Origin of the sequence: Streptomyces sp. NPDC001536 (genome assembly GCF_042894505.1) — a bacterium.
Lineage (GTDB): Bacteria > Actinomycetota > Actinomycetes > Streptomycetales > Streptomycetaceae > Streptomyces.
In genome coordinates, this window is sequence record NZ_JBIAVQ010000003.1 from 43,264 (window position 1) to 67,781 (window position 24,518).

A 24,518-nucleotide genomic window follows, 5' to 3' on the forward strand; every position below is an offset into this window, starting at 1 on the left:
CTGTCACTGCTCCTGAAGGGGCTGCCGGGTCGGGGGGAAGTCTGCGGTATCGGTGGTGTGTACGGCGAGTGTGCGGTCCGGATTCAGTCGTACGACGATGTGGCGGCGCCATGCGGTGTCGTCGCGGTCGGGCCGGTCCTCGCGCCAGTGGCAGCCGCGCGTCTCCTCACGCACGCGTGCGGCCGCGACCAGGACACGGGCCACGCACAGGAGGTTGGTGGCCTCCCAGGTGTCCACACCGGGCTCGGCCGTCTTGCCGTTCTCCGCGAGGGCGTCGCGGGCCTCGGTGTGCAGCCGCTGGAGCTGTTCGGCGGCCTTCTCCAGGGACTCCGCCGAGCGCAGGACGCCGGCGCCGTCCGTCATGGTCCGCTGGATCGCGAACCGGGCCTCGGGCGACTGGAGGGGGTGCGCGGGGGTCTCGGGACGCTCGACCGGTGCGGGCACGCGTGCGTGGAGGTCGTTCGTCGCCTGGACGGCGGTGATGTCCTCCACGATGCGCTCGGCGTAGACCAGTCCCTCCAGGAGGGAATTGGAGGCGAGCCGGTTCGCGCCGTGCACTCCGGTGCAGGCGACCTCGCCGCACGCGTACAGGCCCGGGACGGTGGTGCGGCCCTGGGAGTCGGTGCGCACGCCGCCGGAGGCGTAGTGGGCGGCCGGGGCGATCGGGATGGGCTCGGTGACCGGGTCGATGCCGTGGGCACGGCAGGCGGCGAGGATCGTCGGGAAGCGGTGGGCCCACATGGCGGCGCCGAAGTGCCGGGCGTCGAGGAACATGTGCTCGGCGTCCTGCTCCTGCATGCGGCGCATGATGCCCTTGGCGACGATGTCCCGGGGCGCGAGCTCGGCCAGCTCGTGCTGCCCGACCATGAAGCGCACTCCGTCGGCGTCGACCAGGTGGGCGCCCTCGCCGCGCACCGCCTCGGAGACGAGGGGCTGCTGGCCCTCGGCGTCCGGGCCGAGGAAGAGCACGGTGGGGTGGAACTGGACGAACTCCAGGTCGGAGACCTCCGCGCCCGCGCGCAGCGCGAGGGCCACGCCGTCGCCCGTGGACACGGACGGGTTGGTGGTCGCGGAGAAGACCTGGCCCATGCCGCCGGTCGCGAGGACGACCGCGGGGGCGTGCACGGCGCCCACGCCGTCGTGCTGGCCCTCGCCCATGACGTGCAGCGTGACACCGGCCGTACGGCCGTCGGCGTCGGTGAGCAGGTCCAGGACGAGCGCGTTCTCGATCGTGCGCAGTCCACGCGCGCGTACCGCCTCGACGAGCGCCCGGGAGATCTCCGCGCCGGTCGCGTCGCCCCCGGCGTGCGCGATACGGCGGCGGTGGTGGCCGCCCTCGCGGGTGAGCTCCAGGTGGCCTTCCTCGGACTCGTCGAAGTGCGCGCCGGTCTCGATGAGGCGGCGTACGGCGTCGGGGCCCTCGGTGACGAGGATCCGTACGGCCTCCTCGTCGCACAGGCCCGCGCCCGCGACCAGGGTGTCGTCGAGGTGCTGTTCGGGGGTGTCGCCCTCGCCGAGCGCCGCGGCGATGCCGCCCTGGGCCCAGCGGGTGGAGCCGTCGTCGAGGCGTGCCTTGGTGACGACGACCGTCCGCAGGCCCGCGGCCTCGCAGCGCAGGGCCGCGGTGAGGCCGGCGACGCCGGAGCCCACGACCACGACGTCCGCGTCGATCGACCACCCGGGCGCGGGCGCGTGCAGTCGTATGCCGGTGCTGGTCACGAGGCGGCTCCGAGGGTGCCGAAGGTGAGGGGGATGTTGTCGATCAGCCGGGTCGTCCCGACCCGGGCGGCGACGGCGAGGACGGCCTCGCCGGCGAAGTCCTCGTCGATCTCCGTGAAGTCGGACGGGTCGACGAGCGCGAGGTAGTCCAGGGCGATCGGCGGGTCGAGACGCGCGGCCTCGTCGAGGACGAGGCGGGCGGCCGCGCGGACGGCGGAGGGGGCGCCGTAGGAGGTGCGGCGCCCGGCGTCCCCGCCATGGGTGGTGGTGGTCGCCGGGAGGGACTTGGCGACCGCGTGCGCGTCGGCGGCCGCGCGGGACTCCCCTATGGCGCTGAGCGCCTCGGCACGCGCGTGCGTGGCGGGCACTTCGCGCGCCCGGGCACGCAGTGCCTCCTGCGCCGCGTGCCGGTCGCGGCCCGCGAACAGCGCCTGGGACAGGGCGAGCGCGGTGCGCCGCTCCTTGGCCGACAGGTAGCGGTTGCGGCTGGACAGGGCCAGGCCGTCGTCCTCGCGGACGGTCGGTACGCCGACGATCTCGACGCCGAAGTTCAGGTCCCGCACCATGCGCCGGATCAGGGCGAGCTGCTGGGCGTCCTTCTGGCCGTAGAGGGCGACGTCGGGCCGGGTGAGGTGCAGCAGCTTGGCGACGACGGTGAGCATGCCGTCGAAGTGCCCGGGGCGCGTGGCGCCCTCCAGGCGCTCCCCCATGGGGCCGGCGCTGACGCGGACCTGGGGCTCGCCGCCGGGGTAGACCTCGTCCACGGACGGCGCGAACACCGCGTCCGCACCCGCCTCTTCAGCGATCTTGATGTCGGCGTCGAGGGTGCGCGGGTAGCGGTCGAGATCCTCGCCCTCGCCGAACTGGAGGGGGTTCACGAAGACGGTGACGACGACCTCGCCCTCGGGTCCGGCGATCTCGCGCGCGGTGCGGATCAGGGTGGCGTGGCCCTCGTGCAGGGCGCCCATGGTCATCACGACGGCACGGCGGCCGCGGCGTACGCGCGCGTGGAGCTCGTCGGCGGTGCGCAGCAGGGTGGTGGTCATCCGGCATCTCCCTTGGTGCCGTCGGTCCCGTTGGCGAGTACCCCGAGAAGGTCCTCGGCGAGCTCGGGCTTCAGCAGCCCGTGGGCGAGCGCCCGGTCGGCGGTCGCGCGGGCCATCGCCAGATAGCCGGCGACGGTCTGCGGGGCGTGCTTGCGCAACTCGGTGACGTGCGCGGCGACGGTGCCCGCGTCCCCGCGCGCGACGGGTCCGGTGAGGGCCGCGTCGCCGGAGCGCAGGGCGTTGTCGAGGGCGGCGCCGAGCAGCGGGCCGAGCATCCGGTCCGGCGCCTCGACGCCCGCCTCGCGCAGCAGCTCCATGGACTGGGCCACCAGGGTGACGAGGTGGTTGGCGCCGAGTGCGAGGGCCGCGTGGTAGAGCGGGCGCCGCTCCTCGGCGATCCACTCGGGCTCGCCGCCCATCTCGATGACGAGGGCCTCGGCGGCCAGCCGCAGCTGGTCGGGCGCGGTGACCCCGAAGGAGCAGCCGGCGAGACGCTGGACGTCGACCGGGGTGCCGGTGAAGGTCATCGCGGGGTGCAGGGCCAGCGGCAGCGCGCCCGCGCGCAGGGCGGGGTCGAGGACCTTCGCGCCGTACCGCCCGGAGGTGTGCACCAGCAGCTGTCCCGGCCGTACGGACCCGGTCTCGACGAGGCCCTCCACGAGGCCGGGCAGGGTGTCGTCCGGGACGGTCAGCAGGACCAGTTCGGCGCGCTGGAGGACCTCGGCGGGCGGCACGAGCGGGACGTCCGGAAGCAGCTGCGCGGCCCGCCTGCGGGAGGCGTCGGAGACCCCGGAGACGGCCACCGGACGGTGCCCGGCGAGCTGGAGGGCGGCGGCCAGCGCGGGTCCCACCCGTCCGGCGCCGACGACGCCGACGGTGAGCCGCGCGGGGCGGTCCTTGGGGTCTGGCAGTTGGCTTGTACTCACGCGACGGCGGCCTTCCCGTTCCAGTCCGCTCCGGGTACCGGACGATTTCTCGTCATGTTAACGCGATTGGTTCGAGGGGCGTTCGGTTGTCCACAGGCTGTGGGTTGTCGCGCGCCGGATGCGCGCGGAAATGGTGGTGCCCGCGGGAAGGGGCGCGCGGGATGATCCAGGGCATGAGCGATGCTGCGGAGCAGGTTGAAGAGCAGTCGGCGGAGGAGCAGTTGCGGGAGCGGCGCCGGGCCGCCCTGCGAGCGGCGCGACGCGTCCTGTGGCGCGGAGGACTCAGCGGCACGATCCGGCAACGGCTCGCGGCGCTCGCGGAGGCCGCTCCCGAGGTGTACGACGTGGACGAGTCCGCGGACATCTACGGCAACGGGGTCGTGACGGCCCTGGAGGAGCGGGTCGCGAGCCTGCTGGGCAAGGAGGCCGCCGCGTTCTTCCCCACGGGCACGATGGCCCAGCAGGTCGCCCTGCGCTGCTGGGCGGGCCGCACCGGCAACCAGATCGTCGCCCTGCACGCCCTGGCCCACCCCGAGGTCCATGAACGGCATGCCCTCACCCAGGTCAGCGGGTTGCGCCCGGTGCGTCTGACCAGCGAGCCCCGGCTGCCCACCGCGGAGGAGGTACGGGACTTCGAGGAGCCCTACGGCGCGCTGATGCTGGAGCTGCCCCTCAGGGACGCCGGTTTCGTCCTGCCGACCTGGGAGGAGCTCACCGAGGTCGTGGAGGCGGCGCGCGAGCGGGACGCGGTGGTGCACTTCGACGGCGCGCGCCTGTGGGAGACCACCGTCCACTTCGGCCGCCCCCTGGACGAGATCGCGGGCCTGGCGGACAGCGTCTACGTGTCGTTCTACAAGTCCCTCGACGGTTTCGCCGGCGCGGCGCTCGCCGGTCCGAAGACGCTGGTGGAGGAGGCGAAGAGCTGGCGCCACCGGTACGGCGGGATGGCCTTCCAGCAGTTCCCCACCGCGCTGTCGGCGCTCGTCGGCCTGGAACGGGAGCTGCCCAGACTGCCGGAGTACGTCCGCCACGCGCGCGTGGTGGCGGCCGCCCTGCGGGAGGGGTTCGCCGAGGCGGGTGTGGCGTGGGCGCGTGTGCACCCCGAGGAGCCGCACACCCACCAGTTCCAGATCTGGCTGCCCTACGACGCCGACGTGCTGCTGGAGGCGGCGGTGCGGCAGGCGGAGGAGACGGGCACGTTTCTGTTCACCGGCTACTGGGACCGCGGCGGGCCGGGGCTGGCCCTCGCCGAGGTCACCGTCGGCGCCGCAGGGCTGGAGTGGACGGCCGACGACGTGAAGGCGGCGGCGGCGGACTTCGTGGCCCGGCTCAGCGGCTAGGGCCCGGCCCCCGGTGCAGCCACCGGCCCAAGGCCTGGCGTATCCGCCCGTGGGCCGGCCGCCCGGCGAGCACCGCCCGGAACCGCCGGTGGTCGCGCAGTTCGCGCACGACCTGCCAGTCGTGGGTACCGGGGGCGGGCGGGGCGGGCTGCCCGAGGCGCTGGGCACGGTAGGTGTCGAGGAGGTACTGCTGGGTGAGGCTCATGACGTATCGCCTTCTCGGGACGCTTTCCGATGGGTCGGGCTCCGCGGCTGCCCCGTACTCCCAGGTTGCGCCGGTACGGCGGCGACGTCGCGTCGATTGACGGCGGCCGTCAATCGAGGACGGCGTTGTCAGTGGCGGAGTGCACCATGAGGTCATGAGCGTGCGCATCGACATCGCGGGGCTGCGGCCGGAGAGGGTCGCCGTCGTGCCTTCCCCCTTGGCCGAGCTCGGCATGGCGCTGCACGCGCTGGCCGAGCCGGGCCACCATCCGGGGCTTCAGGGCTGGGTGACGGGCGTGCAGGCCGGCCTCGACCCGCATCTGGCCGACCGGATGTGCGACGCGGACTTCCTGTGGACGACCACGTTCGCGGACCTGTTCCTGCCGTACGCGGGCATCCCGGGCGGCGCCGCCCTCCCGGGGGCCACGCTCGCCGAGGAGCTGGACCTGCTGGACAAGCTGACGGACGAACAGTTCGTCAATGCGGCGCTGGAGTTCAGCTGCGCGACCTGCTACGACGTCGGGGCCGGCTGGCTCGTCGACGCCGAGCAGGGCCGGCGTGCCCTGGAACTGGCCGCCGCGCGGGGGCCGCGGCAGGAGCGGTTCACCGAGCTGCTGCTGACCGACCCGCCCAAGATCCGGGCCTGGCTGCGGCAGTTCCTCCAGGACTGCGACGAGGCGTTCTTCGCCGAGGCCTGGTCGCGGCTGCGCCACCAGCTCGCCGCGGACGCCCGCCACAAGACCGACCTGGTGCGCCGCAAGGGCCTGGCCGAGGCGCTGGCCGCCGCGTCGCCGGCGATCACGCTCGACGAGGACGCCGCCGAGATCACGGTCGACAAGCTGAGCGTGGGCCGTACGACCACGGGGGACGGCCCCCTCATCCTCGTACCGACCAGTCTCGGCTGGCCTCACCTGGCCGTCCTGTACCGGCCCGGCTGGCAGCCGGTGGTGCACTACCCGGTGGGCTCCCCCGAACTCGCGGCGCCGCCCTCCGTCGAGCAGCTCGCCCTGCGCATGACCGCCCTGTCGCACCCCGTCCGGATGCGGATCTGCCGCCATCTGGCCCGCAGTGCCTGGACCACGAGCGAGCTGGCGCAGGCGCACGGGATGACGGCCCCCGAGATATCCCGGCACCTGGGCGTCCTGAAGAAGGCGGGCCTGATCACCACGCGGCGTCGCGGCCGGTACGTCCAGCACCAGCTGGACATCGCGGTCGTGGCCCGGCTGGGAAGCGATTTCCTGGAGGGGATCCTCAGGTAGGCGGGTCGGCCGAAAAGGTAGGCCGGTCAGTCGAACCGGATGTGCTTCACCCCGATGCGTACCTGCCGCAGCCTCGTCCGCAGCGCGCCCTCGTTGTTCGGCCTGAGCCTCAGCCCGGCCAGGACGGCGATGCGGTCGGCCGTCTTCGGCACGGTCGACTCGTCCGTCCACAGGTGCTCGGCGAACTCCGGCTCCCGCAGCCGCTCCAGACAGTGGTCGAGCTGCTGCACGGCCCAGGTCTCGCGTCCCAGACCGGCGTTCTTCCCGCCGACGTACCGAAGGAGGTGCCCGAAACCGCGCTCGCGCAGCCGCCTGACGACGGTCTCGCGCTGCGCGAGGAGCGTGAAGTGGCGTACGTCATGGCCGAGTTCGCCCAGCCGGCCCACGGTTTCCGCGAAGTAGCCGGAGTCGGTGACCGTCATGGGGGCGATCACCACACCGTCGTGCTTGGTGAGGGCGAGGTCGAGCACCTCGACGACGCCCTGCCGCCAGGCCGTCAAGTCCTGGAAGTCCCCGCGCAGTTCGGGCGGCAGCATGCGGCGCAGACCGAAGCCGGCGTGCTCGGGGTCGCAGACGACACTGCCGGGCAGCCGCCGCTGGATCTCGTACGCCGTCTGTGTCTTCCCGCCCCCGAAGGGGCCGTTGATCCAGAGGAGCATGCGCAGACCCTAGTGGGCGCCGGTTACGCGGGAGTCACGTTGCCCGCCTCAGCCGTGCCCGCCGGCCCGCACCAGCCCCGTCTCGTACGCCAGGACCACCACCTGCACGCGGTCCCGGAGGCCGAGCTTGGTGAGGATGCGGCCCACGTGGGTCTTCACGGTCGCCTCGGACAGGACGAGCCGGGCCGCGATCTCGCCGTTGGACAGCCCCTGGGCGACCAGGACCATGACCTCGCGCTCGCGCTCGGTGAGCCGCTCCAGCTCCTTGTGCCGGGGCTCCTTGCCGGTGCTCGGCAGCATCGGCGCGAACCGGTCCAGGAGGCGGCGCGTGGTCGAGGGGGCCACCACCGCGTCGCCGCTGTGCACCGAGCGGATGGCGGTGAGGAGCTCGCCGGGCGGCACGTCCTTGAGCATGAAGCCGGACGCGCCCGCCTTCAGCCCGGAGAAGGCGTACTCGTCGAGGTCGAAGGTGGTCAGGATCAGCACCTTCGGCGGGTTGGCCTCCTGGCAGATGCGGCGGGTGGTCTCCACGCCGTCGAGCTTGGGCATGCGGACGTCCATCAGGACCACGTCCACGGTGGTCGCGCGCAGCACCTCAAGGGCCTCGACGCCGTCGCCCGCCTCGGCGACGACCTCCATGTCCGGCTGGGCGGCGAGCACCATCCGGAACCCGGTGCGCAGCAGCACCTGGTCGTCGACGAGCATCACGCGGATCGTCATCGGGGTCCTCTTCCGTCTCTTTCAGGCTCTGGTGACTCTGCTGATCGCGTCGGCAGGGTCGTTACAGGTGTCAACAGGGGGCGTGCGTCGGCGTCAATGTGCCGGTTTGAGCGGGAGCAGCGCACTGATACGGAACCCTCCGCCGGGACGGGGTCCCGCGTCCAGAGTGCCGCCGACCATCCCGACCCGCTCGCGCATGCCGATCAGGCCGTGCCCCTGTCCGTCGGTGCCGCCCTCTTCGTACAGCTCGTGCGGGGCGCCCTTGCCGTCGTCCTCGACGAGCAGGCCGAGCCCGTCGTCGAAGTACACCAGGCGCACGCTGGCGCCCGCGTTCGGCCCGCCGTGCTTGCGGGTGTTGGTGAGCGCCTCCTGCACGATGCGGTACGCCGTGAGCTCGACGCCGCTGGGCAGCGGGCGCGGTGTGCCCTCCACCTTGAAGTCGACCGGCAGCCCTGAGGTGCGGCACTGCTCGACGAGGTCGTCGATCTGCTCCACGTCGGGCTGCGGGACGTACTCGCCGACCTCCTGGTGCTCACCGGTGCGCAGCACGCCCAGCAGGCGGCGCATCTCGGCGAGGGCCTGCCGGCCGGTGGAGGAGATCGTCTCCAGGGCCTTCTTCGCCTGGTCGGGCGCGGTGTCGAGGACGTAGGCGGCGCCGTCGGCCTGCACCACCATCACCGAGACGTTGTGCGCGACCACGTCGTGGAGCTCGCGAGCGATCCGGGCGCGTTCGGCGGCCACCGCGACCTTCGCCTGCGCCTCGCGCTCCTTCTCGAGCCGGCTCGCGCGCTCCTCGAGCTGCGCGAAGTACGCGCGCCGGGTGCGGATCGAGTCGCCGAGCACCCAGGCGAGGGCGAACGGCACCGTCAGGAAGATCGCCTTCGCGGCATTGCCCACCGCGCTCCCGTCCAGCGGCCAGCGCGTCTGCGCCATCGGCGCCGCGCACAGCCCCACGGCCAGCGCGAGCCGCGAGGACCACCGGGAGCCCGTCGCGGCCACCGTGTAGACGATCACCAGCATCGCGAAGTCGGCGGCCATCGTCTGGACGTTCAGCGCCAGCTGCGTCAGTCCGATCCCGACCGACAGCACCAGCATCTGCTCCGGCAAACGCCGGCGCAGCGCGATCACCAGGCACAGCAGAAACGCGATCGGAACGATCAGCGCCGGGGAGTCGTTGCCCCGCACCGCCGAACTGGCGGTCCCGCTCAGCAGCGAGATCCCGAACAGGAAGACGGCCCAGAAGGTGTCGACCCCTGTCGGGTGTCTGCGGAGGAAGTCATAAAGGCGCTGCACGTAACCCAGCGTAGGGAAGCGTGAAGCGTGCAGGGGTCAACCGGAGGACCGATCCATGCCCGGCCCGCGTACTCCCCAAGGTGGAGGCCCCGTTCTCCTGTGCGCCTAGTCTGGCGGCGTGACGGAGGAGACGGCGGGTGCGTGGCGTGGCTGGCGGGCGGCCGCGGAGAGTGCCCTGTACGGGCCCGGGGGCTTCTATCACCGGCCCGAGGGACCGGCCGGTCACTTCCGTACGTCGGTGCACGCGTCGCCGTTGTTCGCCGAGGCCGTGGCGCGGCTGCTGTCCCGGGTCGACGAGGCCCTGGGCCGGCCCGCGACGCTCGACTTCGTCGACATGGCCGCCGGGCGCGGCGAGCTGGTCACCGGGGTGCTCGCCGCGCTGCCCGCCGACCTGGCCGCACGCACGCGCGCGTACGCCGTCGAGATCGCCGACCGCCCGGCCGGCCTCGACCACCGGATCGAGTGGCTGGCCGAGCCCCCGCGCGGGATCACCGGGCTGCTGTTCGCCAACGAGTGGCTGGACAACGTGCCCGTGGAGATCGCCGAGACGGACTCCGCGGGCGTGGCGCGGCGGGTGCTCGTACGGCCCGACGGGACCGAGCGGCTCGGGGAGCCGTTCTCCGGCGCGGAGGCGCAGTGGCTCGCGCGGTGGTGGCCGCTGCCGGCCGAGGAGGGGCTGCGGGCGGAGGTGGGGCTGCCACGGGACGAGGCGTGGGCCGGCGTGGTCGCGACGGTCGAGCGGGGGCTCGCGGTCGCGGTCGACTACGCGCACGCGGTCGGCGCGCGACCCCTCTTCGGGACGCTCACCGGCTTCCGCGCGGGGCGTGAGACGGCGCCCGTGCCGGACGGATCATGCGATATCACGGCGCACGTCGCGCTGGACGCGTGCGCGCTGCCCGGGGGGCGCGTGCTGACGCAACGCGCCGCCCTGCACGCCTTGGGGATCGCAGGCGCACGCCCCCCGCTCGCCCTGGCCTCCACGCAACCCGCGGCCTATGTACGCGCCCTCGCGAGCGCCGGCGAGGCCGCCGAGCTCACCGCCCCCGGCGGCCTCGGCGACTTCGGCTGGCTGCTCCAGCCGGTCGGAATCCCGGCCGCACCGGACTCGCCGGACACGCCTCTCGGGGCACTACTTGTCGATGTCCCCGACCACGAAGAACAGTGACCCCAGGATCGCCACCATGTCCGCGACCAGCGTGCCCGGGAGCAGCTCCACGAGGGCCTGGATGTTGTTGTACGAGGCCGAGCGGAGCTTGAGGCGGTACGGGGTCTTCTCGCCCTTGCTGACAAGGTAGTAGCCGTTGATGCCGAGCGGGTTCTCGGTCCACGCGTACGTGTGGCCCTCGGGCGCCTTCAGGACCTTCGGGAGCCGCTGGTTGATCGGGCCGGGCGCGAGCTCGGCGAGGCGGTCGAGGCAGGCGTCGGCGAGGTCGAGGGCGTTGTGGGTCTGCTCCAGGAGGACCTCGAAGCGGGCGAGACAGTCGCCCTCCTGGCGGGTCACCACCTTCAGGGTGTCCTTGAGCTCCTCGTAGGCGAGGTAGGGCTCGTCCCGGCGCAGATCGAAGTCGACCCCGGAGGCGCGCGCGATGGGCCCGCTCACGCCGTACGCGTGCACGGCCGACGGCGCGAGCACGCCCACGCCCCGCGTGCGCCCCCGGAAGATCTCGTTGCCGAGCACCAGGTCGTCGTACACGTCCATCCGTGACCGCACGGCGGCGACGGCGGCACGCGCGCGTGAGGCCCACCCGGCCGGCAGGTCCTCCTTGAGGCCGCCGACGCGGTTGAACATGTAGTGCATACGTCCGCCGGAGACCTCCTCCATGACGTTCTGGAGCACCTCGCGCTCCCGGAACGCGTAGAAGACCGGCGTGATGCCGCCGAGTTCCAGCGGGTAGGAGCCCAGGAACATCAGGTGGTTGAGCACCCGGTTGAGCTCCGCGAGCAGCGTGCGCGTCCACACCGCGCGCTGGGGGACCTCCATGCCCAGCATGCGCTCCACGCCGAGGACCACGCCCAGCTCGTTGGAGAAGGCCGACAGCCAGTCGTGGCGGTTGGCGAGCATGATGATCTGGCGGTAGTCGCGCGCCTCGAAGAGCTTCTCCGCGCCCCGGTGCATATAGCCGATCACCGGCTCCGCGTGCTGGATCCGCTCGCCGTCCAGGACGAGCCTGAGGCGCAGCACACCGTGCGTCGACGGGTGCTGGGGCCCGATGTTGAGCACCATGTCGGTGCTCTCCGCGGCGCCGCCGATACCGACCGTGGTCTCCGTCGTGGGAGTCATGGACACAGTCTGTCCTACGTACGCTGACCTCATGGAGACGGGGAACGGGCAAGGCACGGAGGCGGCCGAGGGTGAGCCGGTGTGGATCGGCCTGCCTCCGGGGCTGCTGCGGATGCGACGGCTGTTGCTGGTGGTGTGGCTGGGGCTGCTGGCCGTGGCGGTCGGTGTGCTGCTGAACCTGTTCGCGGGCCCTCCATGGGCCGCGTTCGCGCTGCTGCCGCTCACCGTCATGGCGTGGGGCTGGGTGATGCTGGGCCGCAACTGGGCCTCGTGGCGGTACGCCGAGCGCGCCGACGACCTGCTGATCAGCCGGGGTGTGCTGTGGCGCGAGGAGACCGTCGTGCCGTACGGGCGGATGCAGCTGGTCGAGGTCACCTCCGGGCCCGTGGAGCGGCACTTCGGGCTGTCCAGCGTGCAGCTGCACACGGCTGCCGCGGCGACCGACGCGACCATCCCGGGCCTGGTGCCGGCCGAGGCGGAACGGCTGCGCGACCGGCTCACCGAACTCGGCCAGGCACGATCGGCGGGCCTGTGACGACGCCGGGCATCGACGACGACGTACGACAGACGCCGCCCGTGACCGAGCGGCGGCTGCATCCCGTGACACCGCTCAGGCGGGCGTGGGCGCCCGTCGCGGTGCTCATCGGGTGGGCGGTGCACGACCCCGACCAGGCCCAGCGCCAGCTGACCCGGCTCACCCCCACGGTCCTGCTGATCGTCCTGGCCGTGTTCGTCCCCGCCGCCGCCCTCTACGGCTTCCTCACCTGGTGGTACACGCACTTCGCGGTGACCGAGGCCGAACTGCGCATCCGCACCGGCCTGGTGTTCCGGCGCACCGCGCACATCCGGCTGGAACGCATCCAGGCCATCGACGTCACGCAGCCGCTCCTCGCGCGCGTGGCGGGCGTGGCCAAGCTCAAACTCGACGTCATAGGCACCGACAAGAAGGACGAACTGGCGTTCCTGGGGGAGCGGGACGCGCGTGCGCTCCGCGCGGAACTCCTCGCACGCGCCGCCGGGTTCGCTCCCGAGACGGCGCACGAAGTCGGCGAGGCTCCGGCGCGCGAGCTGCTGCGCACGCCCCCGCGCGACCTCGCGATCGCCCTCGTCCTGACGGGCGCCACCTGGGCCACGCTGGCCGCCGCCCTCGTCGTACCGCCCATCCTGTGGTTCGCCACCCACAGCCTGTGGACGGTCCTCGCGACCGGCGTACCGCTGCTCGGCGCGGCGGGCGCGAGCAGCGTGGGGCGGTTCGTCGGCGAGTACGACTGGACCGTGGGCGAGTCGCCCGACGGGCTGCGGATCGACCACGGGCTCCTGGACCGCACTCATGAGACGGTGCCGCCGGGGCGCGTGCAGACCGTGCGGATCGTGGAGCCGCTGCTGTGGCGGCGGCGCGGCTGGGTGCGGGTCGAGCTGGACGTGGCCGGGTCGTCCAACTCCGTGCTGGTGCCGGTCGCTCCGCGCGAGGTCGCCGAGGCGATCATCGCGCGCGTGCTGCCCGGCGTGGTCGTACCGCCCCCGTCGGCGCTGTCCCGGCCCCCGCGGCGCGCCGGGCGTTGTGTGCCGGTGTGGTGGCGGGGCTACGGACTCGCCGTCACCGACGCGGTGTTCGCGGCCCGGACCGGCCTGCTGCGGCGCAGCCTCGCCCTGGTCCCGCACGCGAAGGTCCAGAGCGTACGGCTCGCCCAGGGGCCCTGGCAGCGCGTCTGGCGGCTCGCCGACGTCCATGTGGACACCGGGGCCAACAAGACCGTCACAGCGCGTCTGCGGGACGCGGAGGAGGCCGCGGAGCTGCTGCGGGCGCAGGCGGAGAGATCACGGACGGGGCGGCGGGACGCACGGCCCGACCGTTGGATGGCCTGACCGGGTCGCTGGGCGCCTGACCGGGTCGCTGGGCGCCTGACCGGGTCGCTGGGCGCCTGACCGTGCCACCGGGCTCTGCCGTGCCACCGGCCCTTGCCGGCCACCGCCCTTGCCGGACCACGGCGGCAAACGAAAACCGCGCGGCCCCCTCGGGAGTCCGCGCGGCTGTCGTCGTATCGCTCAGGAGACCGCGCTCCGCAGCCCCTGCACATCGATCTGCTCGGTCTCGTCGTGCGCCGTCAGGTCGATGACCTGGCCGATGCCCCGGGACTCCTCGTCCGCCGGCTTGAACTCCGCCTCGGACTCGGCCTTGTGGAGGGCGAGCGCCTCCTGGCCGACCACGTCGGCGAGGTCCTCGTTCTGCACGGACTCCAGCGCGGCGGACGCCTTCTGCATGCCGAAGAAGTCGAAGCCGCCCTCGACCGCGGCACGTCGCACGGGCGCGGCCGGCACGACGGCCACCGCGGTCGGCGCGACGAAGTGCCCGGAGGGCTGCTGCACGGGCAGGGCCGGCTTGGCCGGCGTGGTGGTGACGGCGGCCGCGCGCGTATGCCCGTCGACCGCCACGGGCTGCCCCTGCGCCTCGTCCTCCTGCGCGGCCTCCGCTCCGGAGTCACCGGAGGTGACCACCTGTGCGGCGACGGGACCGGCCTGCGCCGGAACGTCCTTGGCGGGGCTGTCGCCCTTCGGACCGCCGTCGCCGTCCGGGGAGCCGTCGTCCTTGGGGGAACCGTCGTCCTTGGACGAGCTGTCCTTGGCCGAACCGTCCTTCGTGGAGCCGTCCTTGGCCGAGGCCTCGGCAGCGTCGTCCTTCGCGGCACCCTCGCCGCCGTCGAACCGCGACAGCGCCGCCTTCGCCCGCAGGAACAGCTTGGAGCCCTCCGGCGAGAAGATCGCGGGCCCCTCCGGCTCGTCGTCGACGGCCTCGGCGCTCTCAGCGGTCCCGGCACTCGTAGAGGTCTCGGCGCTCTCCACCGCCTCGTCCTCGGTCTCCACCGCGTCGTCCTCGGCCGAGGCAGCCACAGCCTCGGCCTCCTCGTCGACGCCGACCGGCACGGGCGGCAGTGCGCGCGCCGGTGCCGTGGCCTCTATCTCCAGCAGCCGGCGGCCCTCCAGGGCGCTCGCCCGCTCGGTCTCCGCCGTGGCGTACCGGCGCAGCAGGGCCGCGTGCTCGTTGCGCAGGCCCGCCAGTTCCGTGCGCTTGGACCGCAGCCGCTGCTCCAGCTTGGCGCGCAGCTCGCGCGACTCCTCGAGGTCGGTCTCCAGTTCGGCGACCCGTTCCTCGAAGCGCCATTCGTCGCTCGCACGCGCGCGTATGAGGTCGGCGACCTGCTTGCCGGCCTGTGTGTCCCAGCGGCGCATGACGGCCGCACCGACGACCGCCGTCGCCGCGGCGGCCGCGGCGACGACACGCAGCACGGCCGGCTGCGAGAACGCCCAGGGGCCGAATGCGCAGACGACGGAGACGCCTGCGATCGCCGACGGGGGAAGCAGCCTGTGCAAAGGCGGGGAATGGCGGTGACGTCCACGTGGCATGGCCAGAAACTTACCGCGCGTAGGCGAATCGTGGTGCCCCGGCCCGTAAAAACACAGCCATACCGCAGCCTTCACGCGACATCAGGAATCAGACCCGCCACCGAATTCGACAACAGGGACACGATCCGCCGACTCCACCGCAAGATCATTTGTCATCGATCGCTCAACCGCCCGCTCATCCACTGGAGCGCCGCCGGAATCTCCCGCCGCCAGGTGTTGAAGTTGTGTCCGCCGCTTTCGAGGATGATCGACGAGACGCGCGTCCGGTTCGTCGCCTTCACGCGGTCTATGAACTTCAGCGTGTCCTTGTAGTTCGACTCACCGATCCTGCTGCTGCTGACGAGCAGTGAAGTGTCGGGCGCGGGCATGTGCTTGAGGTACCAGAACAGGTTCGCGCGATCGCGCAGCCCCTTGTCGCCCTGGAAGAGATCGCCGGTGGTGGGGTCGCTCGGCGCGTTGTAGTACGGCGAGAGACCCGCGCCCGCGGCGTACACCTCGGGATGGTGCATGGCGAGCTTCAGCGCGCAATAGCCGCCCGTCGAGTCACCGATGATGCCCCAGCTGCCCGGCTTCTTCCCCACCCTGTAGTGCGCGAGAACGGCGTCGGGAAGGTCCTTGGCGAAGAACGACTCCGTCTGCGGTCCGTCCGGAATGTCGACGCACTCCGTGTCCCGCGGCGGCGCCACCGTGGGTCGCATCATCACCAGGATCATCGGCTGCATACGGCCGTCCTTGGCGAGGTCCAAGGCCGTGCCCGGGTAGTGGAGTTTGTCGACCAGCGCCTGCGCGGTGCCCGGATATCCGGTGAGGACCACGGCGGCGGGAAACGTCCGCGCGCGGTACTGCGGCTGGAAGTACTCCGGCGGCAGGTAGACGAAGGCGGACGTGGCGATGTGCGTCGTACGGCCGACAATGGCGACCTTCTGGATCTGGCCGCTGTTCTGCGGCCGTGCGCTGCCCGCCTCCCTGACCCGCCGTATGTCCGTCACCTGGAGCGGGCCGCCCGAGCCGCCGTTCGCCGTGTGGTCGACGACCACGCCCTGCTCGTCCTCCTGCCCGAACAGGTCGGCCCAGCTGGCGTAGAACCCGAAGGCCTGGTTGGCGGCGAGCCCGACCGCCGCGAAGAGCGCCAGCTGGGTCGCCAGCAGCAGACCCACCCGCCCGCTGACGGCCCGCCAGGTGCGCCGCGACAGCCGTGGCCACAGCCACACCGTGCCGACGAACAAGAGCACCGCCGAACCGACCGCCAGCACCAGCACGTTGTTGCCCGTGAGACCCATGGTTGGTTTCCTGCCTGCGCTTTCTCCCCGTGCCGGACACCCCGCGCGGATCTTCGCGAAGGCTTGTCCGGCCCTTTTCCCGGCCTTTGAACCGGCTTTGAGGAAGCGAGTGAACCTCTCCCTCGAAGACACCGTCCTAGAGGGCGCAATGTCGCCGGACGCCCGATACGGGGCCCGGATCCAAGGTCTCTCGCAGAACTACGGGATGCGATGTCTGTCAGGACAGATGTGGAAATGTCGGGCGGGGTTCCGAACCGATCACGATGGGCACGGCACGCGCTGCGTGGCCCGCGCCCCGAGGCCGTCCCCGTCCTGGTCGCCAGAGCCTGCGCGATCGTGGGCCTGCTGGACATCGCCGCGGGCGTCTTCCCCCGCTTCCGGCACAGCCGTATGCACACCATGGCCGAGGTGCTCCCCGGCGCGCTCGGACCGTTCGCCGCGGCGCTCTCCCTGAGCACGGGCGTGCTGCTGCTCCTGCTGGCCCACGGACTCAGGCGCCGCAAGCGACGGGCCTGGCGGGCCGCCGTGGCCCTGCTGCCGGCCGGCGCGGTCGCACAGTTCACGTACCGCCACTCCCCGGTGGGCGCGCTCATCTCGCTCGCCCTGCTCGCGCCGCTGCTGATCCACCGCGACCAGTTCAGGGCGCTGCCCGACCCGCGCAGCCGGTGGCGCGCGCTCGCCAACTTCGTCCTGATGGGCGCCGGTTCCCTGGCCCTAGGCCTGGTCATCGTCAGCGCCCACCCGAAGACACTCGTCGGCGACCCGAGCCTGGCCGACCGCATCACCCACGTCCTGTACGGCCTGTTCGGCTTCGAGGGCCCCGTCGACTACCAGGGCAACACCTCCTGGACGGTCGCCTTCTCCCTGGGCGCCCTGGGGCTGCTCACGGCGATCACGACCATCTACCTGGCCTTCCGCCCCGAACACCCCGCCGCGCGGCTCACAGAGGACGACGAGGCCCGTCTCAGGGCCCTCCTGGACAAGCACGGCGGCCGCGACTCCCTCGGCCACTTCGCCCTGCGCCGCGACAAGGCCGTCGTCTTCTCCCCCAGCGGCAAGGCGGCCGTGACATACCGCGTCGTGTCCGGCGTGATGCTCGCCAGCGGCGACCCCATCGGCGACGTCGAGGCCTGGCCGGGTGCCATCGAGCGCTTCATGGACGAGGCCCAGGCCCACTCCTGGACGCCCGCCGTCATGGGCTGCTCGGAGACCGGCGGCGAGGTGTGGACCCGCGAGACCGGCCTGGACGCCCTCGAACTGGGCGACGAGGCGGTGGTGGACGTCGCGGATTTCTCCCTCGCCGGGCGCGCGATGCGCAACGTGCGCCAGATGGTCAAGCGCATCGAGCGCGCCGGTTACGAGACTCGCGTACGGCGCGTCCGTGACCTCGGCGACGCCGAACTCGAGCGCGTCCGCCGCGCCGCCGACGACTGGCGCGGCACCGACACCGAGCGCGGCTTCTCCATGGCGCTCGGCCGCATCGGCGACCCCACCGACGGGGACTGCCTGATCGCCACCGCCCACAAGGCCGACGCCGTACCGGGTGAGTACGGCGACCTGAAGGCGATCCTGCACTTCGTCCCGTGGGGCACCGACGGCGTCTCCCTGGACCTGATGCGCCGCGACCGCTCCGCCGACCCCGGCATGAACGAACTGCTCATCGTGGCCGCGCTCCAGGCGGCGCCGAAGTTCGACATCACGCGCGTGTCCCTGAACTTCGCCATGTTCCGCGCCGCCCTCGCACGCGGCGAGAAGATCGGCGCGGGCCCCGTGCTGCGCGCCTGGCGCGGACTGCTGGTCTTCCTCTCCCGCTGGTTCCAGATCGAGTCCCTGTACAAGTTCAACGCGAAGTTCCAGCCCCGCTGGGAACCCCGCTTCGTCGTCTACCGGGCCTCCGGCGACCTGCCCCGCATCGGCTTCGCCGCCATGCAGGCCGAGGGCTTCGTCAACCTCGCCCTCCCCCTGCCGCGCTTCCTGCGCCGCCGCCGGAACACCGCACGCGCGTGTGCCCACGCCGTCGGCGAGAGAGACGTCCGCGCGGCGTGACGCCGGACGGCCCGGGTCGTGGACCGGCCCGAGCGCCATGAGACCGGCCGCGCGCCCTGAGACCGGCCCGAGCGGAAGCCCCGCCCCCTCCTCCAGCCCGAGGGGCTTCCGCTCGGGCTGCACTCTCCAGGCGGGCGGCCTCGCGGCTCCTCCCTGGGCCTAGGCTGACCGTATGAGCAAGCAGAGCGGACGCGGGCGCGTCGTCGGGCTTCCGGAATGGGACCGCTGCGCGGTCATGGGAGTCGTCAACGTCACCCCCGACTCCTTCTCCGACGGCGGCCGCTGGTTCGACACGACGGCCGCCGTCAAACACGGCCTCGCCCTCGTCGAGGAGGGCGCCGACCTCGTCGACGTCGGCGGTGAGTCCACCCGCCCCGGCGCCACCCGCGTCGACGAGGCCGAGGAGCTCAGGCGCGTCATCCCCGTGGTCCGCGGCCTCGCCTCCGAGGGCGTCACCATCTCCGTGGACACCATGCGCGCCTCCGTCGCCGCCCAGGCCCTCGCCGCCGGCGCCGCCCTCGTCAACGACGTCAGCGGCGGCCTCGCCGACCCCGCGATGATCCCCGTCGTCGCCGACTCCGGCGCCCCCTTCGTCGTCATGCACTGGCGCGGCTTCCTGGAGGGCGGCAACGTCAAGGGCGTCTACGCCGACGTCGTCGCGGAAGTCGTCGACGAACTGCACGCACGCGTGGAGGCCGTCCTCGCCGGCGGCATCGCCCCGGACCGCGTCATCGTCGACCCCGGCCTCGGCTTCTCCAAGGACGCCGAGCACGACCTCGTCCTCCTCGCCCACCTCGACCGCCTGCTCTCCCTCGGCCACCCCCTCCTCGTCGCCGCCTCCCGCAAGCGCTTCCTCGGACGCGTGCTCGCCACCGGACCGGAGGCCGCGCCCCCGCCCGCCCGTGAGCGCGACGCCGCCACGGCCGCCGTCTCCGCCCTCGCGGCGCAGGCCGGCGCGTGGGCGGTGCGCGTACACGAGGTGCGCGCGACAGCGGACGCGGTACGGGTCGCACGCGCCGTGGAGGGAGCGCGCACACCGGACCGTGCGCCGGGAGCAGTCCTCGCGAGCGGGGCGCGCACCGCCGACCACACGCCGGGCACCCACTCCCCCGAAGGCGCCCAGTGAGCGCCCCCCACACCGACGTCGAGCAGGTGGAAGCCGCCAACACCACCTACTACGAGGCGATGGAGCGCGGCGACTTCGAAGAGCTGACCTCCCTCTGGCTCACCCCGGCCGACCTCGGCGTCGACGAGGAGTACCACGACCCGGCCGACACCGGCGTGATCTCCTGCGTGCACCCCGGCTGGCCCGTGCTCACCGGCCGCGGCGAGGTCCTCAGGTCGTACGCGCTGATCATGGCGAACACCGACTACATCCAGTTCTTCCTCACCGACGTGCACGTCTCCGTCACCGGCGACACCGCACTCGTCACCTGCACCGAGAACATCCTCAGCGGCGGCCCCGCCCCCGAGGGCGGCGAGGAGCTCGGCCCGCTCGTCGGCCAGCTGGTGGTCGCGACCAACGTGTTCCGCCGCACCCCGTCCGGCTGGAAACTCTGGTCCCACCACGCCTCTCCCGTTCTGGCCGAAAACGACGAGGACCAACCGGACGACACACCGTCCTGAGCGGGTAGGCGCACCCCGGGCCGCCCACGGACGACCCACCGAGCGACCCACCGGGCAACCCGCCCCCACGCCCACAGGGACCAAGAAGTGGTTGGAATCACGGACCCCGGGGTAGGGGCGGCTACCAGCCCGTGAGCCACCGGGTTCCCCAGGGGAAACACCCGATGAAACCTCCTGGCCCCGGCTCGGGCCCGCGCCCCCGTGGCCCGGTCCTGTCAGTGCCCGCAGGTAGATTCGTTTGAGGCCGGTGTGCCGCCCGCACACGGCATGAACCGGCCGTTACCGACGATTGCAGGAGTGATTCGCGTGGATCGTGTCGCGCTGCGCGGCCTGAAGGCCCGTGGGCACCACGGCGTGTTCCCCAAGGAGCGCGAGGAGGGCCAGACCTTCATCGTGGACCTCGTCCTGGGACTGGACACCCGGCCGGCCGCCGCCGACGACGACCTGTCGAAGACCGCGCACTACGGAATCGTGGCGGAGGAGGTCGTGGCCGTCGTCGAGGGCGAGCCCGTCAACCTCATCGAAACGCTCGCCGAGCGCATCGCGCAGGCCTGTCTGAAGCACGAAGAGGTCCAGGAGGTCGAGGTCTGCGTCCACAAACCGGACGCACCGATCACGGTCCCCTTCGACGACGTGACGATCACCATCATCCGGAGCCGAGTATGACTGCCTCGTTCACCGAGGGTCACAGCGACCCGACCGTACAGCCGGTGCCCGCCTCCGTGGTGCAGCAGGTCGACGCCGCCGACACCACCCTCCACAACCCGAAGCGGGCCGTGATCTCCCTCGGCGCCAACCTCGGCAACCGCCTGGAGACCCTCCAGGGCGCCATCGACGCCCTCGAAGACACCCCCGGTGTCCGCGTGAAGGCGGTCTCCCCCGTGTACGAGACGGAGCCGTGGGGCGTCGAGCCCGGCAGTCAGCCGTCGTACTTCAACGCGGTCGTCGTGGTGAAGACCACGCTGCCCCCGTCCTCGCTCCTGGAGCGGGCCCACGCGGTCGAGGAGGCCTTCCACCGCGTCCGGGACGAGCACTGGGGCGCGCGCACGCTCGACGTCGACATCGTGGCGTACGCCGACGTCGTCTCCGACGACCCGACGCTCACGCTCCCCCACCCGCGCGCCCACGAACGAGCCTTCGTCCTGGCGCCGTGGCACGACGTGGAACCCCAGGCACAGCTCCCCGGCCGCGGCCCGGTGTCCGGTCTGCTGGCCGCCGTCACCCGAAACGGCGTCGAACCCCGTGCGGACCTGGAACTCCGGCTGCCCGAATAGTCGTTAAGGTCAAGGCAACCACTGTTCGTGGGATCCGGGGGAGCTGAAGGGGCACCGTGAGAGAGCTGCGCATCAGGCTGCTGGCAGGCGTCTTCGTCGTCGCCGCGATCCTGTCCTGGGCGGGCGCCCGCCTGTGGAACTCGATCGGGACCCTGCCCAGCGTCCCCCTGGCCGCCCCCATCGTCCTCGCCCTGATCGCCGTGGTCCTGGTCGCCACGGCGCTCTCGATCCGCTCCCGCCTCAAGGCCCAGCGCGAGCGCCGCCCCGAGGCCAAGGGGGTCGACCCGCTGATGGCCGCCCGCGCGGTCGTCTTCGGCCAGGCCAGCGCCCTGGTCGCCGCCCTCGTCGCCGGCATGTACGGCGGCACGGGCGTCTTCCTCCTGGAATCCCTCGACATCCCCGCCCGCCGCGACCAGGCCATCTACGCCGGCTTCTCGGTCCTGGCAGGCCTCGCGGTCATAGCGGCCGCCATCTTCCTGGAGCGCGTGTGCAAGCTCCCGGAGGACGACGACAGGAACACGGGCGCGGCTTCGGCGGCATAGCCGCAGAACAGGCCACCCGGCACCGCTCTCCAGCCCGCTGACGCCCGGCCCGGTGTCAGCGGGCCATGATGAGGCTCATCGCCTCATTGCGCGTCGCCGCGTCCCTCAACTGCCCCCGTACCGCCGACGTTATGGTCTTCGCGCCCGGCTTGCGGATGCCGCGCATCGACATGCACATGTGCTCGCACTCGACGACGACGATCACACCGCGCGGCTCCAGGATGTCCATCAGGGAGTCCGCGATCTGTGTGGTGAGTCGTTCCTGCACCTGCGGCCGACGAGCGTAGACATCCACGAGTCGCGCCAGCTTGGACAGGCCGGTGATCTTGCCGGTGGTGGCCGGAATGTAGCCGACGTGAGCAACACCCCTGAACGGCACCAGGTGATGCTCACATGTCGAGTACACCTCAATGTCCTTCACGAGCACCATCTCGTCGTGTCCCAGGTCGAACGTGGTCGTCAGCACGTCCTCGGGCTTCTGCCACAGCCCCGCGAATATCTCCCGATACGCCCGAGCCACCCGCCCCGGCGTCTCCCGCAGCCCCTCCCGGTCAGGATCCTCCCCCACCGCGATCAACAGCTCGCGCACGGCGTTCTCCGCTCGCTTCTCGTCGAACTCGCCGATCGAGCCCTCGCCGTCCAGCGTCACGGGGTCGGTCATCTCTGCCTCGTTCCTGCGGTACCTGCCGACGCGGCCGAAAAACGCCGCGCCCCCCAGGCTAGATCCTGGGGGGCGCGGCATCCATTCCGGGCCCGGTGGGGTCACCGGGGCTCGGGGTGTCAGCTCTCCGGACGCTCCTCGGGGGCGGGCTCGGCCACGGGGGCCGGCTCCGTCACCGCGGACTTGGCCGTCGTGATCGCCGGCGTCGCACCGTTGGCGCCGTTCGTCAGTGCGAGCTCCTTGGGGGAGAGCACCGGCGGACGGGTGGACGGCGTGCGGCGGGAGGAACCGGTCCAGGCCGGCCGCGGGGGACGCTTGACGATGGGAGCGAAGACCTCGGCGATCTGCTCCTTGTTCAGCGTCTCCTTCTCCAGCAGCTGGAGCACCAGCTGGTCGAGGACGTCGCGGTTCTCGACCAGGATCTCCCAGGCCTCGTTGTGCGCGTTCTCGATCAGCTTCTTGACCTCTTCGTCGACCAGCGCGGCGACCTCTTCCGAGTAGTCACGCGGGTGCGACATCTCACGGCCGAGGAACGGCTCGGTGTTGTCGCCACCGAACTTGATGGCACCGAGGCGCTCGGTCATGCCGTACTGCGTGACCATCGCGCGGGCCGTCGCCGTGGCCTTCTCGATGTCGTTCGCGGCGCCCGTGGTCGGGTCGTGGAAGACCAGTTCCTCGGCCGCGCGGCCGCCCAGCATGTAGGCGAGCTGGTCGAGCATCTCGTTGCGCGTGGTCGAGTACTTGTCCTCGTCCGGGAGCACCATCGTGTAGCCCAGGGCACGGCCGCGGGACAGGATGGTGATCTTGTGAACGGGGTCGGAGTTGGGGGAAGCCGCCGCGACCAGGGCGTGTCCGCCCTCGTGGTACGCGGTGATCTTCTTCTCCTTGTCCGACATGATCCGGGTCCGCTTCTGCGGGCCCGCCACGACGCGGTCGATGGCCTCGTCGAGCATGTGGTTGTCGATCAGCTTCTTGTCGCTGCGCGCCGTCAGGAGCGCCGCTTCGTTCAGCACGTTCGACAGGTCCGCGCCGGTGAAGCCCGGCGTACGGCGGGCGACCGCCGACAGGTCGACGTCCGGTGCGACCGGCTTGCCCTTCTGGTGAACCTTGAGGATCTCCAGACGGCCCTGCATGTCCGGGCGGTCGACCGCGATCTGGCGGTCGAAGCGGCCGGGCCGCAGGAGGGCCGGGTCGAGGATGTCGGGCCGGTTCGTGGCGGCGATCAGGATGACGCCGCCCTTCACGTCGAAGCCGTCCATCTCGACGAGCAGCTGGTTCAGGGTCTGCTCGCGCTCGTCGTGACCACCGCCGAGACCGGCGCCACGATGGCGGCCGACCGCGTCGATCTCGTCGACGAAGACGATCGCCGGGGCGTTCGCCTTGGCCTGCTCGAAGAGGTCACGGACTCGGGAGGCACCGACACCGACGAACATCTCGACGAAGTCGGAACCGGAGATCGAGTAGAACGGCACGCCGGCCTCGCCCGCGACAGCACGCGCGAGCAGGGTCTTGCCGGTTCCGGGCGGGCCGTACAGCAGTACGCCCTTGGGGATCTTGGCGCCGACGGCCTGGAACTTCGCCGGCTCCTGGAGGAACTCCTTGATCTCGTGGAGCTCCTCTACGGCCTCGTCCGATCCCGCGACGTCGGCGAACGTCGTCTTGGGGGTGTCCTTGGTGATGAGCTTCGCCTTGGACTTCCCGAAGTTCATGACCCGGGAGCCGCCGCCCTGCATCTGATTCATCAGGAACAGGAAGACGACCACGATGAGGACGAAGGGGAGCAGGGAGAGCAGGATCCCGACGAAGGCGTTCTGCTTCGTCGGCGAGACGGTGTACCCGTCGGGGATCTGCTTCTGCTGGAACTTGCCCTGCAAGGTGTTGGCGATGTCCACACCCTGGTCGCCGATGTAGCTCGCCTGGATCTTCGAGCTGCCCTCGACCTCTTCGCCGTCCTTGAGCTGGACCTTGATGGTCTGCTCGTCGCCGGTGGTCAGCTTGGCTGATTCGACCTTGTTCTCATTGATCGCCTGGACGACCTGGCCGGTGTCCACCGTCTTGTAGCCGCCGGACGAGCCGACGACCTGCATCAACACGACCACGGCAAGGACGGCCAGCACGATCCACATGACCGGCCCACGGAAGTATCGCTTCACGTCCATCCATACGGAGCGGTGTCGCCCCGTCCCTCCTGCCATAGTGAGTTTGATAAGACAGTTCTTCTGACGGTACCCCAGCATTGT

Annotated in this window: 23 protein-coding genes; 11 read left to right on the plus strand and 12 right to left on the minus strand. The window is 71.9% G+C overall.

All coding sequences use genetic code 11. The features are described 5' to 3' along the window. Nucleotides 1–3 precede the first annotated feature (3 nt). From ACFY0U_RS09125 to ACFY0U_RS09135, 3 genes are read right to left on the minus strand one after another with little or no spacing between them, the layout of a single operon-like run. Nucleotides 4–1,719 (minus strand): L-aspartate oxidase, encoded by a 1,716-nt coding sequence (locus tag ACFY0U_RS09125; protein ID WP_388632506.1) that lies wholly within the window; start codon nucleotides 1,717–1,719, stop codon nucleotides 4–6. Continuing rightward, nucleotides 1,716–2,765, minus strand: coding sequence for a pantoate--beta-alanine ligase (panC, locus tag ACFY0U_RS09130; RefSeq protein ID WP_388632509.1), 1,050 nt, complete (start codon nucleotides 2,763–2,765; stop codon nucleotides 1,716–1,718). Before panC ends, ACFY0U_RS09125 begins: the two co-directional genes overlap by 4 nt. Beyond that, the gene (locus tag ACFY0U_RS09135; RefSeq protein WP_388632512.1) at nucleotides 2,762–3,691 is read right to left on the minus strand and encodes a Rossmann-like and DUF2520 domain-containing protein; all 930 of its coding nucleotides are present in this window, start codon (nucleotides 3,689–3,691) and stop codon (nucleotides 2,762–2,764) included. Before ACFY0U_RS09135 ends, panC begins: the two co-directional genes overlap by 4 nt. A 173-nt stretch (nucleotides 3,692–3,864) precedes the next feature. On the opposite strand from ACFY0U_RS09135, the gene ACFY0U_RS09140 reads away from it, so the two are divergent. Next, a complete protein-coding gene (locus ACFY0U_RS09140; RefSeq protein ID WP_388632515.1) occupies nucleotides 3,865–5,031 on the plus strand; it encodes a threonine aldolase family protein in 1,167 nt (388 codons plus the stop codon). On the opposite strand, the gene ACFY0U_RS09145 is transcribed toward ACFY0U_RS09140, so the two are convergent. Further along, nucleotides 5,021–5,236 (minus strand): hypothetical protein, encoded by a 216-nt coding sequence (locus ACFY0U_RS09145; RefSeq protein ID WP_388632518.1) that lies wholly within the window; start codon nucleotides 5,234–5,236, stop codon nucleotides 5,021–5,023. The genes ACFY0U_RS09140 and ACFY0U_RS09145 overlap by 11 nt on opposite strands. Nucleotides 5,237–5,390: 154 nt before the next feature. Here ACFY0U_RS09145 and ACFY0U_RS09150 point away from each other — a divergent pair, with 154 nt between their 5' ends. Continuing rightward, nucleotides 5,391–6,494, plus strand: a complete 1,104-nt coding sequence (locus ACFY0U_RS09150) for a DUF5937 family protein (protein ID WP_388632520.1) — start codon at nucleotides 5,391–5,393, stop codon at nucleotides 6,492–6,494. Nucleotides 6,495–6,520: 26 nt separating this feature from the next. Here ACFY0U_RS09150 and ACFY0U_RS09155 read toward each other — a convergent pair whose 3' ends face one another. From ACFY0U_RS09155 to ACFY0U_RS09165, 3 genes are all read right to left on the minus strand, one after another. Continuing rightward, entirely contained in the window at nucleotides 6,521–7,153 is a 633-nt protein-coding gene (locus ACFY0U_RS09155) for an AAA family ATPase (protein ID WP_388632523.1), read from the minus strand. Nucleotides 7,154–7,201: 48 nt separating this feature from the next. Next, nucleotides 7,202–7,873, minus strand: a complete 672-nt coding sequence (locus ACFY0U_RS09160; RefSeq protein ID WP_388632527.1) for a response regulator — start codon at nucleotides 7,871–7,873, stop codon at nucleotides 7,202–7,204. 93 nt (nucleotides 7,874–7,966) lie between these two features. Further along, nucleotides 7,967–9,166, minus strand: coding sequence for a sensor histidine kinase (locus ACFY0U_RS09165; protein ID WP_388632529.1), 1,200 nt, complete (start codon nucleotides 9,164–9,166; stop codon nucleotides 7,967–7,969). A 118-nt stretch (nucleotides 9,167–9,284) separates the two neighbouring features. Here ACFY0U_RS09165 and ACFY0U_RS09170 point away from each other — a divergent pair, with 118 nt between their 5' ends. After that, nucleotides 9,285–10,331, plus strand: coding sequence for an SAM-dependent methyltransferase (locus ACFY0U_RS09170; protein ID WP_388632532.1), 1,047 nt, complete (start codon nucleotides 9,285–9,287; stop codon nucleotides 10,329–10,331). Here the strand turns inward: ACFY0U_RS09170 and ACFY0U_RS09175 are convergent. After that, the gene (locus tag ACFY0U_RS09175) at nucleotides 10,296–11,447 is read right to left on the minus strand and encodes an NADH-quinone oxidoreductase subunit D (RefSeq protein ID WP_388632535.1); all 1,152 of its coding nucleotides are present in this window, start codon (nucleotides 11,445–11,447) and stop codon (nucleotides 10,296–10,298) included. The two genes, ACFY0U_RS09170 and ACFY0U_RS09175, sit on opposite strands and share 36 nt — an antisense overlap. Nucleotides 11,448–11,478: 31 nt before the next feature. On the opposite strand from ACFY0U_RS09175, the gene ACFY0U_RS09180 reads away from it, so the two are divergent. Continuing rightward, nucleotides 11,479–11,982, plus strand: coding sequence for a PH domain-containing protein (locus tag ACFY0U_RS09180; protein WP_388632537.1), 504 nt, complete (start codon nucleotides 11,479–11,481; stop codon nucleotides 11,980–11,982). Continuing rightward, the gene (locus tag ACFY0U_RS09185; RefSeq protein ID WP_388632540.1) at nucleotides 11,979–13,313 is read left to right on the plus strand and encodes a PH domain-containing protein; all 1,335 of its coding nucleotides are present in this window, start codon (nucleotides 11,979–11,981) and stop codon (nucleotides 13,311–13,313) included. Before ACFY0U_RS09180 ends, ACFY0U_RS09185 begins: the two co-directional genes overlap by 4 nt. Nucleotides 13,314–13,493: 180 nt before the next feature. On the opposite strand, the gene ACFY0U_RS09190 is transcribed toward ACFY0U_RS09185, so the two are convergent. Together ACFY0U_RS09190 and ACFY0U_RS09195 are read right to left on the minus strand one after the other, a co-directional pair. Beyond that, nucleotides 13,494–14,849, minus strand: a complete 1,356-nt coding sequence (locus ACFY0U_RS09190) for a hypothetical protein (protein WP_388632543.1) — start codon at nucleotides 14,847–14,849, stop codon at nucleotides 13,494–13,496. A 152-nt stretch (nucleotides 14,850–15,001) separates the two neighbouring features. Next, complete coding sequence (locus ACFY0U_RS09195) at nucleotides 15,002–16,129, minus strand: alpha/beta hydrolase (RefSeq protein WP_388632546.1); 1,128 nt, start codon at nucleotides 16,127–16,129, stop codon at nucleotides 15,002–15,004. Between the two features lie 234 nt (nucleotides 16,130–16,363). On the opposite strand from ACFY0U_RS09195, the gene ACFY0U_RS09200 reads away from it, so the two are divergent. The 6 genes from ACFY0U_RS09200 to ACFY0U_RS09225 all read left to right on the plus strand — a co-directional run bounded on the left by ACFY0U_RS09200 (nucleotide 16,364) and on the right by ACFY0U_RS09225 (nucleotide 21,617). Beyond that, a complete protein-coding gene (locus ACFY0U_RS09200) occupies nucleotides 16,364–18,175 on the plus strand; it encodes a phosphatidylglycerol lysyltransferase domain-containing protein (protein ID WP_388632549.1) in 1,812 nt (603 codons plus the stop codon). A gap of 172 nt (nucleotides 18,176–18,347) precedes the next feature. Beyond that, nucleotides 18,348–19,301, plus strand: coding sequence for a dihydropteroate synthase (gene folP, locus ACFY0U_RS09205; protein WP_388632552.1), 954 nt, complete (start codon nucleotides 18,348–18,350; stop codon nucleotides 19,299–19,301). Continuing rightward, nucleotides 19,298–19,801, plus strand: a complete 504-nt coding sequence (locus ACFY0U_RS09210) for a nuclear transport factor 2 family protein (protein WP_388632554.1) — start codon at nucleotides 19,298–19,300, stop codon at nucleotides 19,799–19,801. The genes folP and ACFY0U_RS09210 overlap by 4 nt, the downstream gene beginning before the upstream one ends. Nucleotides 19,802–20,107: 306 nt before the next feature. After that, the gene (gene folB, locus ACFY0U_RS09215; protein ID WP_388632557.1) at nucleotides 20,108–20,467 is read left to right on the plus strand and encodes a dihydroneopterin aldolase; all 360 of its coding nucleotides are present in this window, start codon (nucleotides 20,108–20,110) and stop codon (nucleotides 20,465–20,467) included. Continuing rightward, the gene (folK, locus tag ACFY0U_RS09220) at nucleotides 20,464–21,075 is read left to right on the plus strand and encodes a 2-amino-4-hydroxy-6-hydroxymethyldihydropteridine diphosphokinase (protein WP_388632559.1); all 612 of its coding nucleotides are present in this window, start codon (nucleotides 20,464–20,466) and stop codon (nucleotides 21,073–21,075) included. The genes folB and folK overlap by 4 nt, the downstream gene beginning before the upstream one ends. Before the next feature lie 56 nt (nucleotides 21,076–21,131). After that, complete coding sequence (locus tag ACFY0U_RS09225; protein ID WP_388632562.1) at nucleotides 21,132–21,617, plus strand: DUF3180 domain-containing protein; 486 nt, start codon at nucleotides 21,132–21,134, stop codon at nucleotides 21,615–21,617. Nucleotides 21,618–21,672: 55 nt separating this feature from the next. Here the strand turns inward: ACFY0U_RS09225 and folE are convergent, their stop codons facing one another. Together folE and ftsH are read right to left on the minus strand one after the other, a co-directional pair. Further along, the gene (gene folE / locus ACFY0U_RS09230; protein ID WP_388632565.1) at nucleotides 21,673–22,278 is read right to left on the minus strand and encodes a GTP cyclohydrolase I FolE; all 606 of its coding nucleotides are present in this window, start codon (nucleotides 22,276–22,278) and stop codon (nucleotides 21,673–21,675) included. Nucleotides 22,279–22,397: 119 nt separating this feature from the next. After that, on the minus strand, nucleotides 22,398–24,437 hold the full coding sequence (ftsH, locus tag ACFY0U_RS09235) for an ATP-dependent zinc metalloprotease FtsH (protein WP_388632568.1): 2,040 nt from the start codon (nucleotides 24,435–24,437) through the stop codon (nucleotides 22,398–22,400). Nucleotides 24,438–24,518: the final 81 nt, after the last annotated feature.

Bases quoted from the DNA above. Each gene is read 5' to 3' on its own strand.
- panC (WP_388632509.1), bottom strand. From the start codon at position 2,765: ATGACCACCACCCTGCTGCGCACCGCCGACGAGCTCCACGCGCGCGTA.
- ACFY0U_RS09140 (WP_388632515.1), top strand. From the start codon at position 3,865: ATGAGCGATGCTGCGGAGCAGGTTGAAGAGCAGTCGGCGGAGGAGCAG.
- ACFY0U_RS09145 (WP_388632518.1), bottom strand. From the start codon at position 5,236: ATGAGCCTCACCCAGCAGTACCTCCTCGACACCTACCGTGCCCAGCGC.
- ACFY0U_RS09150 (WP_388632520.1), top strand. From the start codon at position 5,391: ATGAGCGTGCGCATCGACATCGCGGGGCTGCGGCCGGAGAGGGTCGCC.
- ACFY0U_RS09155 (WP_388632523.1), bottom strand. From the start codon at position 7,153: ATGCTCCTCTGGATCAACGGCCCCTTCGGGGGCGGGAAGACACAGACG.
- ACFY0U_RS09160 (WP_388632527.1), bottom strand. From the start codon at position 7,873: ATGACGATCCGCGTGATGCTCGTCGACGACCAGGTGCTGCTGCGCACC.
- ACFY0U_RS09175 (WP_388632535.1), bottom strand. From the start codon at position 11,447: ATGACTCCCACGACGGAGACCACGGTCGGTATCGGCGGCGCCGCGGAG.
- ACFY0U_RS09180 (WP_388632537.1), top strand. From the start codon at position 11,479: ATGGAGACGGGGAACGGGCAAGGCACGGAGGCGGCCGAGGGTGAGCCG.
- ACFY0U_RS09190 (WP_388632543.1), bottom strand. From the start codon at position 14,849: ATGCCACGTGGACGTCACCGCCATTCCCCGCCTTTGCACAGGCTGCTT.
- ACFY0U_RS09195 (WP_388632546.1), bottom strand. From the start codon at position 16,129: ATGGGTCTCACGGGCAACAACGTGCTGGTGCTGGCGGTCGGTTCGGCG.
- ACFY0U_RS09200 (WP_388632549.1), top strand. From the start codon at position 16,364: ATGTCGGGCGGGGTTCCGAACCGATCACGATGGGCACGGCACGCGCTG.
- folP (WP_388632552.1), top strand. From the start codon at position 18,348: ATGAGCAAGCAGAGCGGACGCGGGCGCGTCGTCGGGCTTCCGGAATGG.
- folK (WP_388632559.1), top strand. From the start codon at position 20,464: ATGACTGCCTCGTTCACCGAGGGTCACAGCGACCCGACCGTACAGCCG.
- folE (WP_388632565.1), bottom strand. From the start codon at position 22,278: ATGACCGACCCCGTGACGCTGGACGGCGAGGGCTCGATCGGCGAGTTC.
- ftsH (WP_388632568.1), bottom strand. From the start codon at position 24,437: ATGGACGTGAAGCGATACTTCCGTGGGCCGGTCATGTGGATCGTGCTG.